Below are 23,097 nucleotides of genomic sequence, written 5' to 3'. Positions count from 1 at the left end.
CTAATTAAAAACAACTCTGATTGACAGAAGAAATTACACTTGTTAAAGAATTACAGAATACTCAAAGCAAAGAACGTGCTTTTCGTGTACTTATATCTCAATATAAAGAACGCTTATATTGGCATATAAGAAAGATTGTAATATCTCATGATGATGCAGATGATGTTTTGCAAAACACTTTTATAAAGATTTTTAGGAATATCGATAAATTTAAGGCAGATAGTAAATTATACTCTTGGATGTATAGAATTGCCACAAATGAAGCTATTACTTTTATAAATAAAAGAGCAAAAGAAAACAATGTTGATATTGAGGAGTGGCAACAAGAAAATGCATCTAGCATTGTAAATGACACTAATTTTAGTGGAGAAGAAATTCAAGTAATTTTACAAAAAGCTATTGCAACTTTACCACAAAAACAACAACTAGTTTTTAACATGAAATATTTTGATGACTTAAAATATACAGAGATATCTGAAATTCTAGAAACTTCTGTTGGAGGCCTCAAAGCATCCTATCATCATGCAGTAAAAAAAATTGAAGAATATATAAAATCAATCGTAGATTAAACCTTTTTAAAAAACGGAAGTCTAAATAACAGATGAATAACAATTTAGAACATAGCGAAGAATTTATCCGAAGTAAAGTAGGATTGAAAAATGGTCTTTCTACACCCGAAAATTATTTTGAAGGTTTCGAAGATTCATTTTTTGCTACGCTTTCATCTGAAATAATTCCTAACGAACACAAACTAGAAGTTCCTAGCAATTACTTTGAAACATTAGAAGATAGAATTTTAGCCAAAGTTTCAAAAGAAAAGAAAGAAACCAAAGTAATTTCTTTAAGAGAAAGAATGTTACAAATTATACCAACTGCTGCAGCTGCATCTGTTCTATTATTTATTGGACTTACTTACTTTTCTAATTCAACGGTTACTTTTGATGATATTACAACTACAGATATTGATTCTTGGTACGATAACAACCCAGACAATATTAATTCTTCTGATTTAGCAATGGTTTTTGAAGCATCTGATTTTGATGACAATATTTTATTAGAAAATAGCATAGAAGAAGAAAGTTTAGAAGAATATTTAAATGCCGTTGATCCTTCAACTTTATTAAACGAAATAAAATGATAAAAAAAATAACACTAACAGTTGCCTTTTTGTTTTTAGCAATTTCTGCTAATGCGCAATTAAAAAAAGGTAGTAAAGAAAAAATTAAAGCACTAAAAATTGCTTTTATTACAGAACAATTAGCATTAACAGAAACTGAAGCTGAAAAGTTTTGGCCTTTATATAATAAGTATGATAATGAAAAAATGGACATACATATTAAGGAAAGATATGCTTTAAAGAAAAAATTAAAAGAATTAGGCGGCATTGAAATAATTAAAGAAAAAGAAGCAAAAGAAATTACTGAAAAAATTATAGCTTTGGATAAGGCTGCTTACCAAAACAAACAAGATTTTTTCGACGAAGTAACTCAAGTATTATCTTATAAAAAAATGCTTAGATTGGAAATTGCTGAAAAGGAATTTCACCGAAAGTTACTAAGAAAGTATAGAGGAAAAAAAGAGAAAACTAAATAAAAAAAGACCGCAATTGCGGTCTTTTTTTTTATTTCTTTATTAATGCCATACAAATATACAACTCTGGTTTATTTGAAGTAAACTGTTGCAACCAAATGGTTAATTCTTTTACTTCGTAGGGTAATAATCTTTGTAAAGCCTTTTCTAATTCTTTGCAAAATAAGTCTGAATTAAAACTTACTTTTTTAAGTACCGTTTTGGTATACTCGAACATTGCTCTTGCCATTATTAAGATGTATTAATTACAAACTATTTATTAAACGAAATAGCTTATTTATTATTGTATAAATATAAAAAAATCCGACCTTTAAATAAAGATCGGATTGTTAAAAAATTTATAAATAATTATTTATAAACCGTTTACTTTAGCTATTAAAGCGTTAGCTTTTGTTTCTAACTCTGCTCCTACAGCTTTATAATGTGCTTTTTTATTTTCTACACCTTTAGCGTGAACCTTTGCTATTAAACTATCGAAAGTTTCAATTGCTTCGTCTATAATTGCATTTCCTTTTTCTGTCTCATTTTTTAAAATTGAAACATCTAAAGTATAATCAATAATATCTCCTAATGTATAATTAATATCTTTTTTTAAATTTTTTATGCTTGCCATAATATGTTTTATTTATAAGTTGCAAATTTAGTTGAAATTATCTAACTCTTCTTGAAATTTATTAAAAAATAAACCAATATGATATCCGTCTACTAAAGCATGATTTACATTTACTGCAATTGGCATTAAAATTTTGTTTTCTTCTTCTATAATTTTACCAAACGCTAATTGAGGCACACTATTATCTTTGTTTCCAGAAAACGGTTCTTTATGCGCAGTAAAATTTACCCAAGGCAAAGCTGAACAATGTATACAGCCTAAAGAATATTCATTTGGAAATAAAGCTGTTGAGTTTTCAATTCTTTCTTTTTCGTCTAAAAAACTAGTGTAAAACTCGTTTATATTTTCAGAAAATTTAATGTAAGAAAATCCAAAAGTATTATCTTTTCTAGCTATTGTTGCAGATGCATTAATGGTATTATATATAGCTATTTTATCTCCTTCTATTCTGTATTTAAAGTTTTCAACAGCATTAATCGCCTTCATACAAGCGTGTAAATAGAGAATAAAAAAAGAATAATCGGAACTTTTAGAATAGCTAAAAGCATTGGTAACATCTACATTAACAACTAAAGAAAAAGTTGGATCTGCTAAGGTTCTAAAATGTTCAAAATGTTGTTTTCTATTCCAACTTTCAATATCTAAATATTTCATATAATTTTTAAAATATCAGTAATTTTTATCGCTGTTCTATAATCTTCAGATTTTTCTTCTTCTAAAACCTCTTCATGTGCCCAAGTTGTATGAAAAGGTACATGAATTGCTGAAGCTCCTACTTTCACCAAAGGTAAAACATCGGATTTTAAAGAATTTCCTATCATTAGTAATTCCGAAGAATCAATATCTAAATGCTTGATTAGTTTTACATAATCGGCTTCTTTCTTATCACTCATTACTTCAATATGGTGAAAATATTTTAGCAGATTAGATTTTTCTAACTTTCGTTCTTGGTCTAATAAATCTCCTTTAGTAGCAACAATTAACTTATATTTTCCTTGTAATTTTTGGAGCACCTCTTCTACTCCATCTAATAATTCAATAGGTTTCTCTAACATATCTTTACCTATCTTTAAAATTTTATCAATTGTAGTTTGATTAATTTTATAGTTAGATAATTCTAAGGCGCATTCTATCATAGAAAGCACAAAACCTTTAACTCCGTAACCATATATTGAAAGGTTCTCTATCTCTTTCTTAAAAAGCTCTTGATCTATTTTATTCTCAGTTTCATATTTAGAAAGTAATTTTGCAAACTCATGTTCTGCATCTCTAAAATAAGTTTCATTTACCCAAAGTGTATCATCTGCGTCAAAAGCAATTACTTTAATGTCTTTATACATCTTAGAAAAGTTTTTTAGCTTTTTCTAAATCTTCTGGTGTATCAATTCCTATAGATTCTACAGAAGTTTCAATCATTTTTATCTTTTTACCAACTTCTAAATAGCGAATAGCTTCTATTTTTTCAGCAGCTTCTAAAGGCGTCATTGGAGTTGTATAAAAATCTAACAATGCTTTTTTTCTAAAAGCATAAACGCCTTTGTGTTTAAAGTATTTTACTTTTATTTCTTTATCTCTATGAAATGGAATAACGCTTCTAGAAAAGTAAATAGCAAAATTATTTACGTCTGTTATTACCTTAACATTATTAGGATTTTCAACTTCTAATGTATCTGTAAGTTCAACTTTCAATGATGCTAAATCAATTTCTTTTTTCACATCATTTTTAAAAGCATTTATTAATTTTTGAAGAGAAACTTCATCAATAAACGGTTCGTCTCCTTGTACATTTACAACAATGTCTACATCAATATTTTCAACAGCTTCTGCAATTCTGTCTGAACCGCATTCGTGTTCTTTTGTACTCATTATTACTTTTCCGCCTGCATTGGTAATTTCAGAAAAGATAATATCAGAATCTGTTACAACAAAAACTTCATCAAATAAATTTGTTTTTACAGCACTTTCATAGGTTCTAACAATTACAGATTTTCCTCCTAAATCTTTCATTAATTTTCCTGGAAATCTAGACGCTTGATAACGCGCAGGAATCATGGCAATAATTTTCATAAAGAATGATAAAAAATTAGACTCAAAGATACATATTTATAAATTCTGATTTTACCCAAAATAAAGTCAATTATGCAGCAATGTATATTAATACGTTAATGGAAAAATTAGAGGTAAGAAGCTATAAATAATTACTTTATAAAAACTTCCAACAATTCAGATTTTATTTCTGATTGAATAACAAGTTCTTTAATACAAGCTGGTACAAGTAAAGTTTCACCCATTTTTAGGTTTTCAGATTTATTATCTACTAAAAACTCAACGGCACCTTCAACACACATATAAATTACAAAACTATCTTTATCTATATGATTTAAAGCAAGTTTAGTCTGCTCTTTTAACGAAATAATATTTGTTGTAAAAAACGGACAAGAAACCAACTCTTTGGCTTCATTATCTTTCTTTTTATATTTAGTTTTATAAGGTTTTTGAGAAGTGTAATCTATAGCGTCTAATGCCTGTTCTGTATGTAAATCTCTATATTTTCCTGCTTCATCCTTTCTATCCCAATCATAAACTCGATAAGTAATATCCGAAGTTTGTTGTACTTCAGCTAATAAAACGCCTGCTCCAATTGCATGTACTCTACCAGTTGGAATAAAATATACATCGCCTTTTTTAACTTCATCTACATTTAAAATACTTAAAAGCGATTTATTTTTGAGGTGATATAAATACTTTTCTTTATTTGTGTCTTTTTTAAAACCAACAACTAAATTCCCAAATTTATCGGCTTGCATTATGTACCACATTTCTGTTTTACCAAAAGAATTATGACGTTCTTTTGCAAGTTTATCATTTGGGTGTAATTGTATACTTAATGCTTCTTTAGCATCAATAAATTTTATTAGAAGCGGAAATTTTTCTCCAAATTGATTATAAACTTTATTTCCAACTAAATCTCCTTTAAACTTAACTATTAAGTCTTTTAAACTCTCTCCTTTAAAAGCCCCATTAGCAACAACAGAAACATCTTCTTCTACATCAGAAATTTCCCAACTTTCTCCAATGTTTTTTTTATCAGAAACTTTGTTGAGCATAGAAATTAATTTTTCTCCTCCCCAAATTTTTTCTTTAAGAATTGGTGTAAATTTTAATAGTTGATTAATACCTGTCATTTATTCTCCCTTATAGCTTACAAAGTTTCTTTGAGTTTCATACAATGTAATTTCGATCTTTAAATTTGTAGGTAAGTGTTTCTTCAACTTATTATAAATTACAACAGAAATATTCTCTGCTGTTGGGTTTAAGTCTTTAAACTCTGCTACTTCTATGTTTAAATTTTTATGATCTAAAGAGTCTTCAACTTCTTTCTTAATAAGTTCTCTAAGTTTACCTAAATCGTACACAAAACCTGTTTCTTGGTCTATTTCTCCGGTTAAAGAAACAATTAATTCATAATTGTGCCCATGAAAATTAGGATTGCTACACTTGCCAAAAACCTCATTATTTTTAGCGTCAGACCAATCTTTTCTATACAGCCTATGCGCAGCATTAAAATGTGCTTTTCTATGTACAGTAACTTTAGGCATATTGTGTTAATTTATTGTAAGATTTTTCAAAAATAATTTTAAACCAAGCTGTGTATTCTTGTGGATTTTCTTCCATATCTTTTTTAACAGCTTCTAAAGTCATCCATTTATAAGCTTGAACTTCTTCTTTATTTATAATTGGTTTGTCGTTATAACTACCAATCATTACATGATCTAATTCGTGTTCCGTTAAACCATTATCAAACGGTGCTTTATAAATGAATGAAAAAATCTCTTTTAATTCACAAACAAAACCCATTTCTTCTTGTAAACGACGTTTCCCTGCTTCCAAATTTGTTTCTCCATCTCGTTGATGAGAGCAACATGTATTTGTCCATAATAAAGGCGAATGGTATTTTTCTGCAGCTCTTTGTTGCAAAAGTAATTCTCCTTTATCATTAAAAGTAAAAACTGAAAATGCTCTATGTAATAACGCTTTTTCGTGCGCTTCCATCTTTGGCATTAATCCAATTTGATTATCGTCTTTATCTACTAAAATTACCTGTTCTTCTTGCATACTAAAATATGAAACGCAAACTTACAAAAATCAGTCCATAGTTATTTATATTTGCCTATCGAAATTGTAGCTTATCTTTTATATGAAATTATTAAAACTTATACTTCTTTTATTAATCATTGTAGTATCAACAAGTTGTAGCAGTGAGAAAAAAACTGAAAAAGAGAGCGAAACTAAAACGATAGTATTACCTAAAAAAGAAACAAAGAGAGTTCTTGAGGTTGAAGAAAAATCGTGGGATTCTCTAAACAGAAAAAATACCGAACAATTTTTAACAGCCTACGGAAACCAAAATAAAGAAACTAAAGTTTTAATAAAAACCAGTTTTGGTAATATTAAATTACAGCTTTACAACGATACTCCTATACACAGAGCAAGTTTTATTTTCTTAACAAAAATTGGTTATTTTGATAATACAGTGTTTTATAGAGTTGCCAAAGACTTTGTTATTCAAGGAGGTGATTCTGAAGATTTTAAAAAATCGAAAACTCGTTATAAATACGAAAACTACTTATTAAAACCTGAATTCAGAAAAAACAGAAGGCATAGATATGGCGCTTTAGCTTCTGCCAGAGAATGGGATGACAATCCAAATAAACTCTCTACTCCATTTGAATTTTATATAGTTCAGAACAGAAATGGAGCACATCATTTAAATAATGAACATACTGTTTTTGGACACGTTATTTCCGGGTTTTCTACAATAAATAAAATTGCAAATGTAGAAGTTGGTCCTGGAGAATGGCCAGAAGATGACATTCCTATGAAAGTTGAGATTTTAGATTGATAATTGCACTTGTAAATCGTATCTTTGCACACTAATTTTTATACATGTCTTTTTTACAAGAAATACAAAAACGAAGAACTTTCGGAATTATCTCTCACCCAGATGCTGGTAAAACTACTTTAACAGAAAAATTATTACTTTTTGGTGGTGCCATTCAGGAAGCAGGAGCCGTAAAAAACAATAAAATTAAAAAAGGAGCAACTTCCGATTTTATGGAAATTGAGCGTCAGCGTGGAATTTCTGTTGCTACTTCGGTATTAGCTTTTATCTATAAAGACAAAAAAATTAACATTCTAGATACGCCTGGTCACAAAGATTTTGCTGAAGATACATTTAGAACTTTAACTGCTGTAGATAGTGTTATTGTTGTAATTGATGTTGCTAAAGGTGTAGAACCACAAACCGAAAAATTGGTGGAAGTTTGTAGAATGCGTAAAATTCCAATGCTTGTTTTTATCAATAAATTAGATAGAGAAGGAAAAGATGCCTTTGATTTACTGGATGAAGTTGAGCAAAAGTTAGGCTTAACAGTTACGCCAATGAGTTTTCCTATTGGAATGGGTTACGACTTTAAAGGAATTTATAATATTTGGGAAAAGAAACTAAATCTTTTTTCTGCTGAAAACAAACAAACCATATCTGAAGGAATTGAGTTTAACGATCTTTCTAACCCAGAATTAGATAAAATTGTCGGTGAAACTGCTGCAAATACTTTACGAGAAGAAATAGAATTAATTGAGGAAGTTTATCCTGATTTTAACCAAGATGAATATTTAACAGGAGATTTACAACCTGTATTTTTTGGTTCAGCTTTAAACAATTTTGGTGTAAAAGAATTATTGGATGCATTTATAGAAATTGCACCAACGCCGCAACCTAAAAAAGCAGAAGAACGCTTAGTAGATTCTAAAGAAGAAAAACTTACAGGATTTGTTTTTAAGATTCACGCAAATATGGATCCTAAACACAGAGACCGTTTAGCGTTTGTAAAAATTGTATCGGGAACTTTTAAAAGAAATGCTCCATATTTACATGTTAGAAATGGTAAAAAAGTAAAATTTTCTAGTCCAAATGCTTTCTTTGCTGAAAAGAAAGAGATTGTAGACGAATCTTTTCCAGGAGATATTGTTGGTTTACACGATACTGGAAACTTTAAAATTGGTGATACTTTAACTGAAGGAGAACAATTAAACTTTAAAGGAATTCCAAGTTTTTCTCCAGAACACTTCCGTTATGTAAACAACGCAGATCCAATGAAGGCTAAACAATTGTATAAAGGTTTAGATCAATTAATGGATGAAGGTGTAGCGCAATTATTTACCATGGATATGAACGGTAGAAAAATTGTTGGTACTGTTGGAGCGCTTCAATATGAAGTAATACAATATAGATTAGAACATGAATATGGTGCAAAATGTACCTATGAAAACATTTCTGTTCACAAAGCTTGTTGGGTACAACCAGAAGATCCTAAAAACGAAGAATTTAAAGAATTTAAGCGTGTTAAACAGCGTTATTTAGCAAAAGATAAAGAAGGTAAGTTGGTCTTTTTAGCTGATTCTGCTTTTACTATCCAAATGACACAAAGTAAATATCCAACGGTAAAACTACATTTTACAAGTGAATTTGAATAGCAAAACAAAAGATATAAGAAACAAAAGGCAAGAAACAAGAAAGAAGTATTTTATTACCTCTCTTCTCTTTTTTCTCTTTTCTTTTTTCTCTTTTGGGCAAGATTTGTCAACTTTAAAAGGTACAGAATTTAACAATAAAGTACGTATAAACTTTATTCCGGTTGAAATGCCTACTGAAAAATTTCCAGGTTTAGATGGAACTATGGGATTAATGGGTTTGCATTATCAAATTCCGTTTAACAATTGGTTGTATGGTGGTGTTGCATTTCATGCCGCAATTACTGGAGATCAAGGTGGTTTATTTACTTTGGGAGCAGAATTAGGAGTAAATAAACAATTGTATAAAAACTTATATTTTGATGCTAACTTCCATTTTGGTGGCGGTGGCGGTTATAGATATTTAATAAATGATGGTGGTTTTATAAATCCAAATATTGGTTTACAGTATAAGAAAAACAACTACTCTTTCGGAATACAATACAGCCATATAAATTTTTATTCAGGAGAAATAAAAAGTAATTCGGTTTCCTTTTTTGTTGAAATACCAAGTGTTTTACGTTTTACCGATTATGACAAAGCACAACAAACTTTTATAACAAATAACATTTCTTCGGATAACTTCTGGAGTAAACCTACAATTAAAAATGCACAACAAGTACGTTTCGATTTCTTTTTTCCTAGAGGAAATTCTAAAAAAGATAACGGAGATCCTTTAACTGAAACATTGTACGTTTTAGGCTTTGAATATCAAAAGTATGTAAGTGATAATACTTTTATTTTTGCACATACAGATGCTATTTACAAAGGGTTACGTGCCGGATTTATGGATTTATTTTTAGGTGCTGGTTATCATCCTTATCAATCTGAAAGACTAAATGTTTTTGGAAAATTAGCAATTGGTGCTGCTGGTGGACGTGTTGCTCCAGAAGGCGGATTAATGATTTACCCTTCTGCAGGATTTGATTTAAAACTAAGTAAAAATTTAGCGTTTAGCGCTCACGGTGGTTATTACAGAGCCATTGCTGGTGATTTAGAAGCTTACACTTTAGGTGGCGGTATAAAATATTATGGCTTAAACGGCGGTACAAACTCAAAAGAAGAAACTACTTTTTCTACACAAGGAATACGTTTAGAAATTCAAAATCAGAGTTATTTTGGTGTTGCCAAAACTGATGATGTTTTTAACGCCACAGCAATAGATTTACAACTGATTGCCTTAAAAGGAAGTTTCGATTTTAATAAATGGCTGTACGTAACTGGTGAAGCTAGTTTTGCTTACAGTGGTCGTTCTGGTGGTTATGCACACGGAATGGTTGGTTTAGGAGTTTACAGTCCTAGATTTTTAGATGCTAAAATGCGTGCTTTTGCTGAATTTATGGCTGGAGCTGGTGGAGGCGCAGGTATAGATACAGATGAAGGTATAATTGTTAAACCTGCAATTGGTTTAAGTTATGATGTAAATAATAGGATTTCAATTTTAGCTTCTGGTGGTAAATATTATTCGCCATTTGGAAATGTGAATTCTAATATGATAAGTGTTGGTTTAAGTTTTAACCTATCTACTTTAAAAGTAAAGAACTAAATTTGCGCTAGGGATTGAAGTGGCATCCTTTTACGAAGAATGAGTAAAAGATATAACGAAAAGCCCGCTCGAGCGCCCAAAATACTGAAACAAGTTCAGCACAAGAAAATAAAATAAATAGTAAATAAGAGAACAATGAATAACGGAATCTACGCAAAATTTATCACATCTAAAGGTGATATTTTAGTAAAATTAGAAGAAGAAAAAACTCCTGGAACGGTTGGTAACTTTGTTGCCTTGGCGGAAGGAAACTTAGAAAATGATGCAAAACCTCAAGGAACTCCTTATTATAACGGATTAAAATTTCATAGAGTAATTCCGGATTTTATGATTCAAGGTGGTTGTCCACAAGGAACTGGAACAGGAAATCCTGGTTATAAATTTGATGATGAAATTCATGCTGATTTAAAACACGATGCGCCTGGAAAATTATCTATGGCAAATGCAGGACCTGGAACAAATGGTTCTCAGTTTTTTATTACCCACATTGCAACTCCTTGGTTAGACGGTAAACATACTGTTTTTGGAAGTGTTGTTGAAGGACAAGATATTGTTGATGCTGTTGCTCAAGGTGATGACATGAGTGTTGAAATTATTAGAGTTGGTAGCGATGCTGAAGCGTTTAATGCTGTTGAAGCATTTAGAACTTTTGAAGGATCTCGTGAAAAACGTGAAGCTGAAGAGAAAGCGAAACAGAAAGAATTATTAGACTCTGTTGCTGCTGGTTATGAAGAAACTAAAAGTGGTTTACGTTACCAAATTTTACAAAAAGGTGAAGGAAAACAAGCTACAAAAGGTGCTGGTGTTTCTGTACATTATAAAGGTCAATTATTAGACGGTACTGTTTTTGATTCTTCTTACAAACGTAAGCAACCAATTGATTTTAATGTTGGTGTTGGTCAAGTAATTTCTGGTTGGGATGAAGGAATTCAATTATTACAAGTTGGAGATAAAGCTCGTTTTGTAATCCCTTCTAATTTAGCATACGGAGAAACTGGTGCTGGTGGTGTTATACCTCCAAATGCAACACTTATTTTTGATGTTGAATTAATGGATGTTAAGTAATTTGAATTACTAGATAATTAGACTTCTGGATTATTAGATATTCAGAAAATTGATTTATAAAAAAACTCGCAACGTTTGTTGCGAGTTTTTTTATGCTTTATAATTTTATAGTCTTATTCAACATACTTAGTTTTTTTCATTGTACTTAAAATAATAAACGATGCTAAAAAGAAAATTGCCATACACAATACAGACCATTGCATAGAATTAGTTAGTGAATATAAAAATCCATATACAAAAGTTCCTAAGACAATTGCTATTTTTTCTGTTACATCGTAAAAACTAAAATACGTTGCATGATCTTCTGTTTCTGGTAATAATTTAGAATAGGTAGAACGTGTTAAAGATTGTATTGCTCCTTGAACTAAGCCTAGTAAAACTCCTAATCCATAAAAATACATTTCTACATTTTCTTGGTTTTTATCTAACATAAAAGCTGCAAAGCAAACCAACATCCAAGTTGCAATGGTAACTTTTAAAGCTGTTATATTTCCCCATTTTTCTGAAAATCTTGAGAAAATAAATGCACCAGCTATAGCAACAATTTGCACTAATAAAATTGTAATAATTAAATTCATAGCTGGCAAACCTAATTCTGATGAACCAAAGATTGCTGCCATTAAAATTATAGTTTGTACCCCAATACTTAATAAGAAAAATGAAATTAAGAACTTTTTTAAAGTAGGATAATTCATTGCTTCTTTAGCAACGATTTTTAACTCTCTAAAACCTTTCCAAATATAATCGTTGTCCGGTTGTTTGTTATAAATATCATCTGGCAAACGTTTAAAAGTAATTTGCGCAAAACCAATCCACCAAAGACCTACCATTACAAAAGAAATACGAGAAGCCATACCAGCTGTTATTCCAAAAGTTTCTGGCATTTGTATTAGAATTAAATTGATAATCAATAAAATTATAGAACCAGCATATCCATAAATAAAACCTTTTGCACTTGCTCTATCTTGTTGCTCTGGAAGCGCTACTTCGGGTAAATAGGCATTATAAAAAACTAAACTTGCCCAAAAACCAATACTTGCTAAAATGGTGAAAATTATACCAACCCAAACAGTATCTATTCCATCAAAAAAGTACAAACTCATTACAGATAAACCGCCCATCCAACAGAAAAACTTCATGAATTTTTTCTTACTTCCTGTATAGTCTGCAATACCAGATAAAATTGGAGAAATAAGTGCTACAATTAAAAATGAAAATGACAGTGCATAACTATATAAACTATCTGGATGCTCCCACTCTATTCCGAAAAACCATACTTTTTCTCCTTCCGTAATAGCTGTATAATACAAAGGAAAAACAGCTGTGCTAATAACTAAAGAGTACACAGAATTGGCCCAATCATAAAAGGCCCAACCATTAATTAATTTTTTATCACCTATTTTAAACATAAAAGGAAAGTAGTTAATTGTGTTACAATAATCTATTTATAAAAAAAACCATTCTTAACTTAGTTAAGAATGGTTTGCAATATAGTAATTCTATTTTTCTAACTTAATTAGTTGTATTTGTATTACCAGCAGTACCTTGTTTGTTAAACTTTTCTGCATATGCTCTTGCTTTTGGTAAATAAGCTCTTAAGTCTTTTATTCTTGACTCATTAGAAGGGTGCGTACTCATAAATTCTGGTGGTGCTTGTCCACTTCCAGCTCTTTCACTCATTCTTACCCAAACTTCAGCAGCTTCTGGCCCATCATAACCAGCCATAATCATAAAAACTAAACCTAATCTATCTGCTTCTGTTTCGTGTGTTCTACTAAAAGCTAACATTCCAAGTTGAGAACCAACTCCATAAATCATATTCCACATTTCAGATTTTTTATTTCCATTTGTTCCAATAGCTACAGCTAAACCACCTAATTGTTGAATTTGTGATGATGACATACGTTCTTGACCATGTTTTGCAAAAGCATGTGCAACCTCGTGCCCCATTACAGCTGCAACACCATTTGTATTATCACAAATTGGTAATATTCCTGTATAAAAAACTACTTTTCCTCCTGGCATACACCAAGCATTAACAGTTTCATCTTCAATTAAGTTAAATTCCCAACGGTATGCATTTGCTTCTGCTTGCATTCCATTTGCTCGCATAAATCTATCTACGGCGGCAGAAATATTTCTTCCTACAGTTTTTATTTCATTAGTCATAGCTGCATCTGTAGATAATTTATTTTCTTCTAGAAACCCTGCATATTGTGCAAAACTTGAAGGTAAGATCTGAGCATCACTTACAAAATTTATACGTTGTCTTCCTGTAATAGGTACCGTACTACATTCAATAAATAAGATTGAAATAAAGGCTAAGGCTATTAATTTTTTCATTTATTTTGATTTTAAGTTGTTAGAACATCTATATTATTATGACCTATATTTTTTAAAAAAGTCACTCATAAAATTCGATTTATAAAGTTACAAATTCTATTTTTACCTGAAAAATTTTTATCAATGAGTATTTTAAAAGATACAAACACCTTTTCTCCAAGTATTGAAATTCCAAAAACAATAAAAACAATTGTAAAAATTTCAGAATTAATTTCCACTAAATTAACTACCTGGTTAGTTTCAAAACTATTTACAACTCCAATAACCTATAAAACTCCTAAAAGAGAAATGGCTATGGAAAAAAGCGCGCAAAAAAAGAAAATTTATATCAACTCAATACAAAAAGAAGTTCATATTTTATCTTATGGTTATTCTAAAAAGAAGGTTTTACTAGCGCATGGTTGGGCTGGTAGAAGTACTCAATTATTTATGGTTGCTGATAAATTATTAGAAAAAGGCTATATGGTTATTTCTTTTGATGCTCCTGCGCATGGAAAATCAACTGGAAAAACTACAAATATGATTGAGTATATAGAAACAATTAAAGAAATTAATAACACGTTTGGTCCTTTTGAAGCTGCAGTAGGTCATTCTTTTGGCGGAATGGCAATACTTAACACCCAAGCCGAAAAAAAAATATTTAAAACCTTGGTTACTATTGGTGCAGCAGATTTAATTACCAATATTACACAACGTTTTGTACAAAGTTTAGAGTTAAAACCTCTTATTGCTTTAAAAATGACACAAAGCTTTAATAAGAAATTAAATATAAATTTAAATGATTATTCAGCAAACTATGCCGCTAAAAAAGTTTTAGCACCAACATTAGTTATTCATGATAGTAAAGATGGTGATGTTCCTGTAAGTTGTGCACATAATATTCGTCAAAATTTAAAGAAAGGCTCTTTGCTTATTACTAATGGTCTTGGACATACCAAGATTTTACGTGATAAAGAAACAATGAATTATGCCGTAAATTTTATTATAAAAAACAACTTATGAGAAATAGCATCCTATTAATTACACTTAGTTTATTTTTAAACTGTACGCTAAATGGACAAAATAAATCTGATAAAAAAACTCAGTATAAAATAACTAAAACTGATGCTGAATGGAAAAACTCTTTAACAAAAATGCAATATTATGTTTTAAGAGAAGCTGGTACAGAAAGAGCATTTTCTAGTTCATTGGATAAAAATTATACAGATGGAACTTATAATTGTGCTGCTTGTAATACTCCTTTATATAAATCTCAAAATAAATTTGATTCAGGTTCTGGATGGCCATCTTTTGATAGAGCTGTTAAAGGAAATGTAGCATTAGATGTAGATTATAAATTAGGTTATGCAAGAACTGAATTAAAATGTAATACTTGTGGTGGACATTTAGGGCACTCATTTAATGATGGCCCGCAAAAAACTACTGGAAAAAGACATTGTATAAATGGTGTTGCACTTAATTTTATTCCGAAGTAATAAAAATAACCTTAATTAAATTTATCTATCTTTAGATTTCCAATACTCATTTATATGAAAAAAGAATCTATTATAAATTTATTAGAGAATAAGCACCAACAACTTTTTAATTGGTTAAATGAACAACCTGAAGATACTTTTAAAAAAGGTCCTGAAGGAAAATGGACAACTGGACAACATATTGAACACCTAGTTAACTCAATTCAACAACTAAACAATGCTTTAAGTTTTCCTTCATTTTTATTGAAATATAAATTTGGAACTTCAAACAGGGAGGTTAGAACTTATGATGAAGTTGTAAAAAAATACCAAGATAAATTAATTGTAAATCAAGAAAGAGCAAGAACGTTTAATATTAATGTTAAAACTCCTTCAGAAAAAAAATACAATCAATTACTTTCTACTTTAGAAATTCAGAATAAAAAACTACAATACAAAACTCAAAAATTAAAAGATAAAAACTTAGATACATTAATACTTCCACATCCATTAATGGGTAAAATGCCATTGCGAGAAATTATAATGTGGACTGCTTACCACACGGAGCATCATGCTACAATATTGGAAGAAAAACATTCATCTTTATAGATGAAAAAAATAGTAGAAAAACCACATTTATTTTTCTTCGGATTAGTTCCAATCAGTATTATCTTAGCATTAGTTTTCAAAAACAATTCTTTGAATATAGCCTATTATGGTGGATTTTTTTCGGTAAATTATTGGAACTTATTTTTTGTTATGTCTTTTTTATTCAGTTTAATGGGCTTAAATTATTTTGCTTTAAATTGGGTAAAAAAAGGACTAAAAAAATGGTTAACTATTCTTCATATAATATCACAAGCCTTTTCATTAGTGTTATTTGTTATTTACATACTTAAAATTGATAATGTAAAAACTGAAAATGAAACCGATATTATTAATATAATTTTATTCTGTAGTCTCCTTTTATTAGTAATTTCAGTATTTGTTCATCTTATAAACTTTTTTATAAGCTTAATTTCTAAAGAAGATTAACAAAAAACTACATCTTACATTCTTAAAACTTAGTACTAAGTAGTATATTTGTGTTTCCAAAAAAGAACACAAGTTTATGTTTAATAATTTAAGCGAAAAGTTAGATAAAGCCTTACACACCCTTAAAGGGCACGGTAAAATTACAGAAGTAAACGTTGCAGAAACTTTAAAAGAAGTTCGTAGAGCACTTTTAGATGCCGATGTTAACTTTAAAATTGCCAAAGAATTCACTAAAAAAGTACAAACTCAAGCCTTAGGCCAAGATGTATTAACTACATTAAACCCAGGACAATTAATGGTAAAGTTGGTAAAAGACGAACTTACTTTATTAATGGGTGGAGATACTGTTGGTATTAATTTAGGTGGTTCGCCAACTGTAATATTAATGTCTGGTTTACAAGGTTCTGGTAAAACAACTTTTTCAGGAAAATTAGCAAACTATTTAAAGACTAAAAAAGCAAAACAAGTTTTATTAGTTGGTTGTGATGTATATAGACCAGCCGCAATTAATCAATTACAAGTTGTTGGAGAACAAATTGGTGTAGATGTTTATGCAGAAGTTGGTAACAACGATCCTGTAGAAATTTCTAAAAATGCTATTGCTCATGCAAAAGCAAATAGCAAAAATGTAGTAATTATAGATACCGCAGGTCGTTTAGCTGTAGATGAAGCTTTAATGACTGAGATTTCTAATATTCATAAAGCTGTAAACCCGCAAGAAACTTTATTTGTTGTAGATTCTATGACAGGTCAAGATGCTGTAAACACTGCAAAAGCATTTAATGATTTATTAAATTTTGATGGGGTTGTATTAACCAAATTAGATGGTGATACTCGTGGTGGAGCAGCATTAACAATAAAATCTGTGGTAGATAAACCAATAAAATTTATTGGTACTGGAGAAAAAATGGAAGCAATTGATGTTTTTCATCCAGATCGTATGGCAGAAAGAATTTTGGGAATGGGAGATGTTATTTCTCTTGTTGAACGTGCCCAAGATCAATTTGATGAAGAAGAAGCTAGAAAACTTCAAAAGAAAATTGCTAAAAATCAGTTTGGTTTTGATGATTTCTTAAAACAAATTCAACAAATTAAAAAAATGGGGTCTATGAAAGATCTTGTTGGAATGATTCCTGGAGCTGGAAAAGCAATGAAAGATGTAGATATTGATGATGATGCTTTTAAAGGTATTGAAGCAATAATACATTCAATGACTCCAAAAGAAAGAAGCGAGCCAACTACCATAAATGCAAGTAGAAAAAAGAGAATTGCAAAAGGTTCTGGTACAAGTGTACAAGAAGTTAATCAACTAATGAAACAGTTTACTCAAATGAGTAAAATGATGAAAATGATGCAAGGCGGCGGCGGAAAGAAAATGATGCAAATGATGCAAGGAATGAAATAAAAAAGAGAAGCTACGGCTTCTTTTTTGTTTTATAAACATAACAATATTAAAAAATGACATTATTAGACGGTAAAAAAACTTCAGCAGATATTAAAGAAGAGATTGCTTTAGAAGTTTCTGAATTAAAAAGAAGAGAACAAAAAACACCACATCTTGCAGCTGTTATAGTTGGTAATGATGGAGCAAGCTTAACTTATGTAAATGCAAAAGTAAAAGCATGTGAAAGAGTAGGATTTGAATCTACTTTAATAAGATTACCTGAAAATACTTCTGAAGATGATTTATTAAATGAGATAAACATTTTAAATATTGATAAAGATATTGATGGGTTTATAGTTCAGTTACCATTACCAAAACATATTAATGAACAGAAGATTTTAATGGCTATTAATCCAGATAAAGATGTTGACGGATTTCATCCAACTAATGTTGGAAAAATGGCCTTAAACTTACCAACTTTCATCTCAGCAACTCCTTTCGGTATCTTAGAGTTATTAGATCGTTATAATGTAGAAACTTCTGGAAAAAGCGTAGTTGTATTAGGAAGAAGTCATATTGTTGGAAGCCCAATGAGTATTTTGTTATCTCAAAAACGTAAAGTTGGTAATGCTACAGTTACACTTTGCCATAGTAGAACTAAAGATTTAGCTGAAATTACAAAAACAGCTGATATTATAGTTGCTGCTCTTGGTATTCCTGAATTCTTAAAATCGGATATGGTAAAAGATGATGTAACAGTAATTGATGTAGGTATTACTCGAGTAGCTGACTCTAATAAAAAAAGCGGTTTTAGATTAGTTGGAGATGTCGATTTTGAAGGTGTTTCTAAGAAAGCTGCCTTTATTACACCTGTTCCAGGTGGTGTTGGTCCAATGACAATTGCAATGTTACTTAAGAATACATTATTAGCATGTAGTAGAAAGTTTTAATATTTTACAATAATCAAATTAAAAAAGCCTGATAAAAATAGAAGTTATTTTTGTCAGGCTTTTCTTTGCTCTTTAAAAATAAAAAAACTCCAACATTTCTGTTGGAGTTATATAAGTGAAAAAATAGGAGGGAATTATTTCACTCAAATTGTATTTAATATCTTCCTGGTTTTGGATCAACCTTCTTTAAAGGAACCGCATTTGGATCATTTACTTTTACATTATTTGTGTTTCCACTAACAATTATAAACTTAGATCTACGGTTTCTTTGATGTTCTGCTTCAGAACATTTATTAATGTTTGCATCATCACAATCATTTAATAATTGACTTTCACCGTAACCAATAGCACTTTCTATTCTATTAGAAGCAATACCTCTTGAAATAATATAATCTCTAGTAGATTTTGCTCTATTTGTTGATAATCTTCTATTATAAGCTTTTGTAGCTCTACTATCTGTATGAGATTCAATCTTAATAATCATATCAGGATTATTCTTTAAAACAGATACAATTTTTTCTAATTCATAGGCAGCTTCATCTCTTATATCAAACTTATCAAAATCAAAGAAAATAGGGTTAATTACTATCTCGTTTCCAATAATCAATGCTTCTAAACTTAAATCAGCTTTTAAGACCTTACCATCTTCTTTTGTTCCGGTAACAGAGTTTCTATCAGACTTATAGTTTTTCTTTTCACCTAATACGGTATAAGCAGATTCACATGGGATTTGAGTAAAACTATAAGCTCCTTGTGCATCAGACTGTTTAGTTGCAATAACTTTACCTACAGTATCTATAAGTTTTACGGTTGCAAATGGTAATATATTACCTGTTATAGTTTCTGTTACTATACCATTAAGACTCTGCATACAAGGTTTTATTGGTTTAGGTGAAATAATAAAACTATAAATATCATCGTCTCCTTTACCTCCTTCTCTATTTGAAGAGAAAAAACCTTTATTTTTTTCTTTATTTATAATAAAAGCAAAATCATCCATTTTACTATTAAACGGGGCTTCTATATTTTTTACTTTAGAAAAAGAATTATCAACAATTTTACTTTCAAAAATATCTAACGCTCCTAAACCTAAATGCCCATCTGATGAAAAATAGAAGACATTATCTTCACTAATAAAAGGAAACATTTCTCTTCCTTCTGTATTAATTCCTTTTCCTAGGTTTGTAGGTTCTCCGTAATTTTCTCCATCAACAGAAACACTATAAATATCGGTTGCCCCTATTCCTCCTGGCATATCAGAAACAAAATACAATGTTTTTTCATCTACACTTAATGCTGGGTGGCCAATAGAATAATTTTCACTATTAAAAGGTAACTCTTCTACATTAGACCATTTACCATTTTTTAAAGTAGATTTATAAAGTTTTAAATGAGTTTCACGGTTTTTATCTTTTCCACGACGTCTACCATCATAATTATCTCTAGTGAAATACATTGTTTGAGAATCTTTAGTGAAAATTGCATTTGCTTCATGGTAACGTGTATTAATGTTATCATTAAGAATATCTTTATCAGATAACTCTAAAACTGATTCCTTAGTAATATCTTCTAATTCTTGAACGTCAATACTAGCTTTATAAATATCTAAAAAAGGTTGACTATTCCATTTATACAATCTATTTCTAGAAGAAGCTTTTGGTGAAGAAGATGCAAAATAAAACTCTTCATTATCTATAAATCCACCGAAATCTGAATACTGCGTATTAATAGATACATTATGTATGTTAATTAACTCTTCATTATTATCACTATAAGCAGACACATAATCTGGTGTTGATGCTAAATCTTCACTTCTTGTATCATCAGAATTAAGACTGCGAAATTTTTTCATAATTTCATCAGACTTTTCATAATTACCATTACTTTTTAATGCTTGTGCATAACGAAAATAATATTCTGGTAAAACTTCAGATCCATAATTATTAATTAACTTACTATACCATAACTCTGATTCTAATGCTTGAGTATTGTAATAATAAGAATCTCCTAAACGCTCTAAAACTAATTTAGAACTATCTCCTTTCATAAAAATTTCTTTATATAAATCTGCAGATTTAGTATAAGCGTATTCTTTAAAATATTGATCAGCAGCATATTTACGTTGTCCAAAACTCTGAACTGTAAAGGCTAACATTAATATATATAATAGTTTTGTTTTCATAAAATAAGGGTTAAAAGAATCTTGGTGATTTAACTGGTCCTTCTCTAAATATCTCATAACGTAACATTACCTCATGAGTTCCTGAGTTATAATTACTGTAGTTTGATGTTGTTAAATCATAGGCATAACCAATGTTTAATCCATCACTTACTTGAAAGCCTAATAATGCACTTATTGAATCGTCCCATCTCCAAGCTAATCCTGCTCTAAACTTTTCATTAAACAAAAAGTTTGCTGAAATATCTAATGATAATGGTGCACCTTGTACTCCTTTTAATAATGCGGCTGGTTTAAACTTAATGCTTTCATTTAAATCAAAAACATAACCTGTTATTAAGAAAAAGTGCAAACGCTCTACAGCTACACTTTCTATATTATCATCGTAATGATCTGTTCTTATAAAGTTTGGTACCGCTAATCCTACATACCACTTTGGTTTGTGGTAATAAACTCCAGCTCCTAATGTTGGTAAAAACTTGTTGTTTATATTGGTGTTAAATCTTGGCTCTGGACTCTGAAAAGTTCCTCTACTCCAATCTACATTTAACAAACGGCCTCCTATTTTTAGACCTAAAGCTAAATTCCCTTCATTTCCAGTACGAATAGTATAAGATATATTAGCATCTAAATAAGTCTCATGAGATGGTCCTAATTTATCATTTACTAAGTTAATTCCTAATCCAACTCCAGAATAGCCTAAAGGTGTATCATAACTTAATGTTTGAGTATCTGGTGCTCCATCAAAACCAACCCATTGAGTTCTTCCCAAAGCGGTTATTGTTGTATGACCGCGAGATCCTGCATAGGCAGGATTCACGCTCATTGTATTATACATATACTGTGTAAACTGTGGATCTTGTTGTGAAAATCCTTCTACTGATATGAATAGTAGTAACAGTGATAGTTTTAAAAAATTACGCATCTTATATAAAGTTTTGTATTGGTTTTATATTTATTAATGTACTATTTGTAACCAGCTCTTAATTACTGGACTACCATTTTTAAGATCAATTACATAGTAATATGTTCCTGTTGGCAACTTCTCTCCCGCACTAATTGTAGCTCTTCCATTTGAAGTTCCATCCCAATCGTTCTTATAATCAGTTGCTGTATAAACTGTATTACCCCATCTGTTAAAGATACTTATTGTAGCTCCAGGATAGTTTTCAATACAATCGATTCTGAAATAATCATTAGTACCATCTCCGTTTGGACTGAATACATTATAAACAGTTAAACAAATTGGAGTTAATGTTACGGTAAAGTCATTGTCAGAAACTTCAGTATCCAATTGATCAGAACTTTGAATTTCAACAGTATTAGAGTAATCTAAATCACCACTAGCATTATCATTTACAATTACAGTTATTAATAACGTTACTGTTGAATTAGCAGGTACTGTACCTACTGTCCATTCACCATTTACATGATCATAATCACCTAACTCTGCAACATCAGATACATATGTAAATCCAGATTGTAATTCTTCACTTACAACTACATTAGTTGCATCAAAATTACTATGATTTGTAAGTGTAATTGTAAACATCACTTCAGTAGTACCATTAGGCATTGGTGAAAGATTATCTACAGTTTTTTCAACTTCTAAATTAACTTCAACTGGGTTATTAATTATAGTAACCATTCCTTGTGGATCTACATTAGTTGTGTTTCCTGAAGTTACATCTCCATTTACAACAAATGTTTCTGTCTCTTCATTCAATGTATCATCTAAAATTGGTACTGACACAACAACCATAGTTTCTCCTGCTGGTATTGTTACAACTACTGTTGTTTCAACAAAATCGTCTGTTCCTGCTGTTCCTGTTGATGTAGTTATTGTTATTACAACATCTTCATCACTTGGATTACTTAACGTTACTGGTACATCTGCTGTTGCATCAGTTCCTTCAGTTACCGTTACATCTCCAATTGTTACAGTTGGTACATCCGTTGGATCATCTAAGATTGTTACAACTCCTGTTTCACTTGGATTTGCATTATCTGCTGTTCCGTTGATTGTAAACGTCTCTGTTGCTTCATCAATATTATCATTTACAATAGTTATTACAACTTCACCCTCAGTCTCTCCTGCTGGTATCGTTACTGATACTACTGTCTCAACATAATCATCCGTGCCGGCTGTTCCTGATGTTACAGTTACTTCTACAACAACATCTTCATCACTTGGATTACTTAATGTTACTGGAATTACTGCTACTGGATCAGTCCCTTCTGTTACAGTTACATCGCCTAACTCAATCGTTGGTACATCTGTTGGATCGTCTAAGATTGTTACAACTCCTGTTTCACTTGGATTTGCATTATCTGCTGTTCCGTTGATTGTAAACGTCTCTGTTGC

At 30.3% G+C, this 23,097-nt stretch carries 26 protein-coding genes; 13 read left to right on the top strand and 13 right to left on the bottom strand.

The features are described 5' to 3' along the window. Nucleotides 1-20 precede the first annotated feature (20 nt). From L1S33_RS11080 to L1S33_RS11070, 3 genes are read left to right on the top strand one after another with little or no spacing between them, the layout of a single operon-like run. Nucleotides 21-569: an RNA polymerase sigma factor gene (locus tag L1S33_RS11080; protein WP_240552618.1), complete on the top strand. Its 549-nt coding sequence runs from the start codon at nucleotides 21-23 to the stop codon at nucleotides 567-569. Between the two features lie 32 nt (nucleotides 570-601). Further along, complete coding sequence (locus L1S33_RS11075) at nucleotides 602-1,138, top strand: hypothetical protein (RefSeq protein ID WP_240562377.1); 537 nt, start codon at nucleotides 602-604, stop codon at nucleotides 1,136-1,138. Beyond that, a complete protein-coding gene (locus L1S33_RS11070) occupies nucleotides 1,135-1,593 on the top strand; it encodes a hypothetical protein (protein ID WP_240562376.1) in 459 nt (152 codons plus the stop codon). The genes L1S33_RS11075 and L1S33_RS11070 overlap by 4 nt, the downstream gene beginning before the upstream one ends. A 28-nt stretch (nucleotides 1,594-1,621) precedes the next feature. On the opposite strand, the gene L1S33_RS11065 is transcribed toward L1S33_RS11070, so the two are convergent. The 8 genes from L1S33_RS11065 to idi all read right to left on the bottom strand — a co-directional run bounded on the left by L1S33_RS11065 (nucleotide 1,622) and on the right by idi (nucleotide 6,319). Next, nucleotides 1,622-1,819: a hypothetical protein gene (locus L1S33_RS11065; protein ID WP_072554563.1), complete on the bottom strand. Its 198-nt coding sequence runs from the start codon at nucleotides 1,817-1,819 to the stop codon at nucleotides 1,622-1,624. A 123-nt stretch (nucleotides 1,820-1,942) separates the two neighbouring features. Continuing rightward, the gene (locus L1S33_RS11060) at nucleotides 1,943-2,203 is read right to left on the bottom strand and encodes a hypothetical protein (protein ID WP_240552621.1); all 261 of its coding nucleotides are present in this window, start codon (nucleotides 2,201-2,203) and stop codon (nucleotides 1,943-1,945) included. A 27-nt stretch (nucleotides 2,204-2,230) separates the two neighbouring features. Beyond that, the gene (locus L1S33_RS11055; protein WP_240562375.1) at nucleotides 2,231-2,857 is read right to left on the bottom strand and encodes a chloramphenicol acetyltransferase; all 627 of its coding nucleotides are present in this window, start codon (nucleotides 2,855-2,857) and stop codon (nucleotides 2,231-2,233) included. Next, a complete protein-coding gene (locus tag L1S33_RS11050) occupies nucleotides 2,854-3,543 on the bottom strand; it encodes an HAD family hydrolase (RefSeq protein ID WP_240562374.1) in 690 nt (229 codons plus the stop codon). The genes L1S33_RS11055 and L1S33_RS11050 overlap by 4 nt, the downstream gene beginning before the upstream one ends. Nucleotide 3,544: 1 nt before the next feature. After that, nucleotides 3,545-4,270 carry a 3-deoxy-manno-octulosonate cytidylyltransferase gene (gene kdsB / locus L1S33_RS11045; RefSeq protein WP_240562373.1) on the bottom strand — a complete coding sequence of 242 codons (726 nt, stop codon included), beginning with the start codon at nucleotides 4,268-4,270 and terminating at the stop codon, nucleotides 3,545-3,547. A gap of 131 nt (nucleotides 4,271-4,401) precedes the next feature. Beyond that, nucleotides 4,402-5,388, bottom strand: a complete 987-nt coding sequence (locus tag L1S33_RS11040; RefSeq protein WP_240562372.1) for a type I phosphomannose isomerase catalytic subunit — start codon at nucleotides 5,386-5,388, stop codon at nucleotides 4,402-4,404. Next, nucleotides 5,389-5,802, bottom strand: a complete 414-nt coding sequence (locus L1S33_RS11035; RefSeq protein WP_240562371.1) for a 6-pyruvoyl trahydropterin synthase family protein — start codon at nucleotides 5,800-5,802, stop codon at nucleotides 5,389-5,391. Further along, nucleotides 5,795-6,319, bottom strand: a complete 525-nt coding sequence (idi, locus tag L1S33_RS11030; RefSeq protein WP_240562370.1) for an isopentenyl-diphosphate Delta-isomerase — start codon at nucleotides 6,317-6,319, stop codon at nucleotides 5,795-5,797. Before idi ends, L1S33_RS11035 begins: the two co-directional genes overlap by 8 nt. An 82-nt stretch (nucleotides 6,320-6,401) precedes the next feature. On the opposite strand from idi, the gene L1S33_RS11025 reads away from it, so the two are divergent. The 4 genes from L1S33_RS11025 (at nucleotide 6,402) to L1S33_RS11010 (ending at nucleotide 11,387) form a co-directional block, all read left to right on the top strand. After that, a complete protein-coding gene (locus tag L1S33_RS11025) occupies nucleotides 6,402-7,106 on the top strand; it encodes a peptidylprolyl isomerase (RefSeq protein WP_240562369.1) in 705 nt (234 codons plus the stop codon). Nucleotides 7,107-7,150: 44 nt separating this feature from the next. Continuing rightward, a complete protein-coding gene (locus L1S33_RS11020; RefSeq protein ID WP_240552629.1) occupies nucleotides 7,151-8,740 on the top strand; it encodes a peptide chain release factor 3 in 1,590 nt (529 codons plus the stop codon). Further along, the gene (locus L1S33_RS11015) at nucleotides 8,733-10,322 is read left to right on the top strand and encodes a hypothetical protein (protein WP_240562368.1); all 1,590 of its coding nucleotides are present in this window, start codon (nucleotides 8,733-8,735) and stop codon (nucleotides 10,320-10,322) included. Before L1S33_RS11020 ends, L1S33_RS11015 begins: the two co-directional genes overlap by 8 nt. Before the next feature lie 135 nt (nucleotides 10,323-10,457). Further along, nucleotides 10,458-11,387: a peptidylprolyl isomerase gene (locus L1S33_RS11010; RefSeq protein ID WP_240562367.1), complete on the top strand. Its 930-nt coding sequence runs from the start codon at nucleotides 10,458-10,460 to the stop codon at nucleotides 11,385-11,387. A gap of 113 nt (nucleotides 11,388-11,500) precedes the next feature. On the opposite strand, the gene L1S33_RS11005 is transcribed toward L1S33_RS11010, so the two are convergent. Both L1S33_RS11005 and L1S33_RS11000 read right to left on the bottom strand, forming a co-directional pair. After that, nucleotides 11,501-12,796, bottom strand: a complete 1,296-nt coding sequence (locus tag L1S33_RS11005) for an MFS transporter (protein ID WP_240552632.1) — start codon at nucleotides 12,794-12,796, stop codon at nucleotides 11,501-11,503. A 103-nt stretch (nucleotides 12,797-12,899) separates the two neighbouring features. Continuing rightward, nucleotides 12,900-13,730, bottom strand: a complete 831-nt coding sequence (locus L1S33_RS11000; protein ID WP_240562366.1) for a M48 family metallopeptidase — start codon at nucleotides 13,728-13,730, stop codon at nucleotides 12,900-12,902. A gap of 123 nt (nucleotides 13,731-13,853) precedes the next feature. Between L1S33_RS11000 and L1S33_RS10995 the strand changes: the two genes are divergently transcribed. From L1S33_RS10995 to folD, 6 genes are all read left to right on the top strand, one after another. Further along, on the top strand, nucleotides 13,854-14,732 hold the full coding sequence (locus L1S33_RS10995) for an alpha/beta fold hydrolase (RefSeq protein ID WP_240562365.1): 879 nt from the start codon (nucleotides 13,854-13,856) through the stop codon (nucleotides 14,730-14,732). Beyond that, the gene (msrB, locus tag L1S33_RS10990; protein WP_240562364.1) at nucleotides 14,729-15,205 is read left to right on the top strand and encodes a peptide-methionine (R)-S-oxide reductase MsrB; all 477 of its coding nucleotides are present in this window, start codon (nucleotides 14,729-14,731) and stop codon (nucleotides 15,203-15,205) included. The genes L1S33_RS10995 and msrB overlap by 4 nt, the downstream gene beginning before the upstream one ends. A gap of 54 nt (nucleotides 15,206-15,259) precedes the next feature. Next, nucleotides 15,260-15,793 (top strand): DinB family protein, encoded by a 534-nt coding sequence (locus tag L1S33_RS10985; RefSeq protein ID WP_240552636.1) that lies wholly within the window; start codon nucleotides 15,260-15,262, stop codon nucleotides 15,791-15,793. After that, on the top strand, nucleotides 15,794-16,219 hold the full coding sequence (locus tag L1S33_RS10980; protein ID WP_240562363.1) for a hypothetical protein: 426 nt from the start codon (nucleotides 15,794-15,796) through the stop codon (nucleotides 16,217-16,219). Between the two features lie 76 nt (nucleotides 16,220-16,295). Beyond that, the gene (gene ffh / locus L1S33_RS10975; RefSeq protein WP_072554547.1) at nucleotides 16,296-17,624 is read left to right on the top strand and encodes a signal recognition particle protein; all 1,329 of its coding nucleotides are present in this window, start codon (nucleotides 16,296-16,298) and stop codon (nucleotides 17,622-17,624) included. Between the two features lie 53 nt (nucleotides 17,625-17,677). Then, entirely contained in the window at nucleotides 17,678-18,553 is an 876-nt protein-coding gene (gene folD, locus L1S33_RS10970; protein WP_240562362.1) for a bifunctional methylenetetrahydrofolate dehydrogenase/methenyltetrahydrofolate cyclohydrolase FolD, read from the top strand. A gap of 154 nt (nucleotides 18,554-18,707) precedes the next feature. On the opposite strand, the gene L1S33_RS10965 is transcribed toward folD, so the two are convergent. From L1S33_RS10965 to L1S33_RS10955, 3 genes are all read right to left on the bottom strand, one after another. Beyond that, nucleotides 18,708-20,735: an OmpA family protein gene (locus L1S33_RS10965; RefSeq protein ID WP_240562361.1), complete on the bottom strand. Its 2,028-nt coding sequence runs from the start codon at nucleotides 20,733-20,735 to the stop codon at nucleotides 18,708-18,710. Nucleotides 20,736-20,745: 10 nt separating this feature from the next. Beyond that, entirely contained in the window at nucleotides 20,746-21,657 is a 912-nt protein-coding gene (locus tag L1S33_RS10960) for a PorP/SprF family type IX secretion system membrane protein (protein WP_240562360.1), read from the bottom strand. A gap of 33 nt (nucleotides 21,658-21,690) precedes the next feature. Further along, nucleotides 21,691-23,097, bottom strand: a 1,407-nt coding sequence (locus tag L1S33_RS10955; RefSeq protein WP_240562359.1) for a T9SS type B sorting domain-containing protein, incomplete at its 5' end; no start/stop codon positions are given.

Source organism: Tenacibaculum aquimarinum, assembly GCF_022478115.1.
Lineage (GTDB): Bacteria > Bacteroidota > Bacteroidia > Flavobacteriales > Flavobacteriaceae > Polaribacter > Polaribacter aquimarinum_A.
The sequence above is the reverse complement of the archived record's forward strand: the minus strand, read 5'-3'. Positions and strand labels throughout refer to the sequence as shown.

Coding starts and splice junctions, on each gene's coding strand:
- L1S33_RS11075 (WP_240562377.1), top strand. CDS start 602: ATGAATAACAATTTAGAACATAGCGAAGAATTTATCCGAAGTAAAGTA.
- L1S33_RS11070 (WP_240562376.1), top strand. CDS start 1,135: ATGATAAAAAAAATAACACTAACAGTTGCCTTTTTGTTTTTAGCAATT.
- L1S33_RS11065 (WP_072554563.1), bottom strand. CDS start 1,819: ATGGCAAGAGCAATGTTCGAGTATACCAAAACGGTACTTAAAAAAGTA.
- L1S33_RS11060 (WP_240552621.1), bottom strand. CDS start 2,203: ATGGCAAGCATAAAAAATTTAAAAAAAGATATTAATTATACATTAGGA.
- L1S33_RS11055 (WP_240562375.1), bottom strand. CDS start 2,857: ATGAAATATTTAGATATTGAAAGTTGGAATAGAAAACAACATTTTGAA.
- L1S33_RS11050 (WP_240562374.1), bottom strand. CDS start 3,543: ATGTATAAAGACATTAAAGTAATTGCTTTTGACGCAGATGATACACTT.
- kdsB (WP_240562373.1), bottom strand. CDS start 4,270: ATGAAAATTATTGCCATGATTCCTGCGCGTTATCAAGCGTCTAGATTT.
- L1S33_RS11040 (WP_240562372.1), bottom strand. CDS start 5,388: ATGACAGGTATTAATCAACTATTAAAATTTACACCAATTCTTAAAGAA.
- L1S33_RS11035 (WP_240562371.1), bottom strand. CDS start 5,802: ATGCCTAAAGTTACTGTACATAGAAAAGCACATTTTAATGCTGCGCAT.
- idi (WP_240562370.1), bottom strand. CDS start 6,319: ATGCAAGAAGAACAGGTAATTTTAGTAGATAAAGACGATAATCAAATT.
- L1S33_RS11025 (WP_240562369.1), top strand. CDS start 6,402: ATGAAATTATTAAAACTTATACTTCTTTTATTAATCATTGTAGTATCA.
- L1S33_RS11020 (WP_240552629.1), top strand. CDS start 7,151: ATGTCTTTTTTACAAGAAATACAAAAACGAAGAACTTTCGGAATTATC.
- L1S33_RS11010 (WP_240562367.1), top strand. CDS start 10,458: ATGAATAACGGAATCTACGCAAAATTTATCACATCTAAAGGTGATATT.
- L1S33_RS11005 (WP_240552632.1), bottom strand. CDS start 12,796: ATGTTTAAAATAGGTGATAAAAAATTAATTAATGGTTGGGCCTTTTAT.
- L1S33_RS11000 (WP_240562366.1), bottom strand. CDS start 13,730: ATGAAAAAATTAATAGCCTTAGCCTTTATTTCAATCTTATTTATTGAA.
- L1S33_RS10995 (WP_240562365.1), top strand. CDS start 13,854: ATGAGTATTTTAAAAGATACAAACACCTTTTCTCCAAGTATTGAAATT.
- msrB (WP_240562364.1), top strand. CDS start 14,729: ATGAGAAATAGCATCCTATTAATTACACTTAGTTTATTTTTAAACTGT.
- L1S33_RS10985 (WP_240552636.1), top strand. CDS start 15,260: ATGAAAAAAGAATCTATTATAAATTTATTAGAGAATAAGCACCAACAA.
- L1S33_RS10980 (WP_240562363.1), top strand. CDS start 15,794: ATGAAAAAAATAGTAGAAAAACCACATTTATTTTTCTTCGGATTAGTT.
- ffh (WP_072554547.1), top strand. CDS start 16,296: ATGTTTAATAATTTAAGCGAAAAGTTAGATAAAGCCTTACACACCCTT.
- folD (WP_240562362.1), top strand. CDS start 17,678: ATGACATTATTAGACGGTAAAAAAACTTCAGCAGATATTAAAGAAGAG.
- L1S33_RS10965 (WP_240562361.1), bottom strand. CDS start 20,735: ATGAAAACAAAACTATTATATATATTAATGTTAGCCTTTACAGTTCAG.
- L1S33_RS10960 (WP_240562360.1), bottom strand. CDS start 21,657: ATGCGTAATTTTTTAAAACTATCACTGTTACTACTATTCATATCAGTA.